Annotated in this window: 2 protein-coding genes; both read left to right on the top strand. The window is 29.5% G+C overall.

Going from position 1 to position 2,273, the window contains the following annotated elements:
* The first annotated feature begins 869 nt into the window (after positions 1-869).
* Positions 870-1,385 carry a DUF1643 domain-containing protein gene (locus AN959_RS20340; RefSeq protein WP_056833453.1) on the top strand — a complete coding sequence of 172 codons (516 nt, stop codon included), beginning with the start codon at positions 870-872 and terminating at the stop codon, positions 1,383-1,385.
* A 36-nt stretch (positions 1,386-1,421) separates the two neighbouring features.
* A complete protein-coding gene (locus tag AN959_RS20335; RefSeq protein ID WP_056833451.1) occupies positions 1,422-2,087 on the top strand; it encodes a hypothetical protein in 666 nt (221 codons plus the stop codon).
* The last annotated feature ends 186 nt before the right edge of the window (positions 2,088-2,273 follow it).

The following is a 2,273-nucleotide window of genomic DNA, read 5'->3' as shown; positions in this document are numbered from 1 at the left end:
ACTAGTCAACTGGAGGACAACAATTGATTACAACGTGCGTTGTGTGATTTGTTGTCCTTTTTAATATCAAAAAGTAAAATAATGTTGGAAATTGTATCCTCATTGTACGTATAATTGAACTAGTCTAGAGTATGTGTAAATAGAATTACATGAGATTCAATGAGACACATAGAAACTTCATTAGATAAAAAACATAAGATCTAATGGAAAATTAAGAGGATGCATAGGAAGAGGGAGAACAGTTTTATGAAAAAGAAAAGTGTTATAAAGATTTTAAAAGAGAGTGAAAAAAGTTATAAATATAGTAAAGAGGATTTTAAAAATAATATTGAATACGAAATATCATTTGGTAAGCACTTGAATCAAATATTTCCTAAAGAAACATTAAAATATTTTAATTTTGATATTGAAAATCAGTTAAATAGGTCTAGCGCGAGCAATTCTTTAGTGCTTTCAATTTGTGCTCCATTGTTTTTTGCTGTTTTAATTTTCTTCTCACAAGGATTTACATCTTTTATCCCTTCGATGTTTATGCAATTGAGTCAAAANAAAAGAGTGTGTTGAATTCGACAATTGTGAGAGGTTAGAAAAACTTCAAAACTCTATGACAGATATTTATTCAGATTTTTTATCTTCTATTAGTAATTTACTTTTTGGTAGTCTGGTATTAATTGGAGTATTGATATTTGTAATAAATTATTTTATTAGCAATTTTGGAAAGAGAGAGATTTATAAATATCAAAGAGTCCTTCAAACAATATTAAAATAAATGAATTCCTACAAAAACCTTTCACGGGCTATTGATAAATTATAGTTTGCGATAAATTATATACGGTTTTAAGAATTTGCTTTCAAAAAGGAGAAGTAATATGACAAGACCATGGTTACCTAATGAAATTATAAGAACTACTTTTGATAAAAGAGGAGAACATCGTTTTTACTTGAACTGTACCTGGGAACAAACTAAGAAAAAGGCTTTGTTTATAATGCTAAATCCAAGTTTGGCAAATCAGGAAACTTGTGATCCGACAGTAGATAAATGCATTCATTTTGCCAAGAAAAAGAATTGTGGGTCAATTGAAATAGTTAACTTATTTTCTTTAATTTCCCCAAACCCTAATGAGCTACTTTCAAAAGAAGTTAAATCTCATTCTGAAAATATCAATTATATCTCGCAATCCATCCAGAATTCAGATTTTATTGTGGCTGCATGGGGAGAGCAGGGTGTGTGGTTTAATGCATGTTACAAAGTTCTAGCATTAGTAGAAACTTTTGATAAACAGCTATATTGTTTAGGTACTAATCGACATGGGTTACCTAGACATCCCGGTAGATTGGGTAAAAACGTTGAAATTGTACCGTATAAAATATTTGGTGATAGCTAGAAAGTATTAGAGATTCATGAGACGAGGTGGTAGATTTTGGATGAAAGTAAAATTGAAGAAACTATACTTTATATAGTAGTTTTTATATTATCAATCTCCCTAATAGTTTTAGTCTTTCTTATGAATTTCTCATTAATTAATATAAAAATAGAAGGAGATATATGGGGTCCTCTTTCAACATTTATAGGAGCCTTGTTGGGGGCTGGTATATCGGGTGGGATAGCGATATATATTATGAACCGTGATACCACTTTCCGTAGAGAGGAAAGACAGGAAGAACTAAATGACAACTTTAAAAAATCATTTGAATTGATAAGTATGTGGTCAAATTCATATCTGCAAACATTTAATTCTTTACATAACCTAGTCCAGGCAAATGAGGGGGGTAAAAAGAATTCATTAGAAATCCAACTTAATGCAATCAAGGAATGTATGACAAGATTAGATAAAATAAATGATGATTACATTCCACAAGAAGTATATAAAGATTTTTTAGATTTAAAGACTTATATTGATTTAATATATAATCAATATAAGGCCTATACATCGACCATTGAAATAAGAAAACATAGAGATGAACTTGTTATTGTCAGTGAGAATGTAGCTGTAAAACAATGGATTTTAGATTCTTACAAAGATAGCAAAGAAAGTTTTATTGACCATTTAAATGTTCTGCAAGATTATAGAAATAAAATCAAATAATAGTTATCTCAAGCAAACTGTTGGACTACTATAGTAAAAGGGTTATGACAAACAAATCCAACAATCTCATTTCTCTGATTCTTCGTTTGGGAAGGAGTTAGGTTGAATGAAGGGGAAATATGGAAGAAGATTAATACATGTTTTAGGGTGGATTAGTGTTGTTTTTTTATATTTTTATCTTGATAA

The sequence above is a fragment of the Psychrobacillus sp. FJAT-21963 genome, assembly GCF_001420585.1.
Lineage (GTDB): Bacteria > Bacillota > Bacilli > Bacillales_A > Planococcaceae > Psychrobacillus.
The sequence above is the reverse complement of the archived record's forward strand: the minus strand, read 5'-3'. Positions and strand labels throughout refer to the sequence as shown.

Excerpts from the sequence above, each read along its gene's own strand:
- AN959_RS20340 (WP_056833453.1), top strand. The coding sequence starts at position 870 with ATGACAAGACCATGGTTACCTAATGAAATTATAAGAACTACTTTTGAT.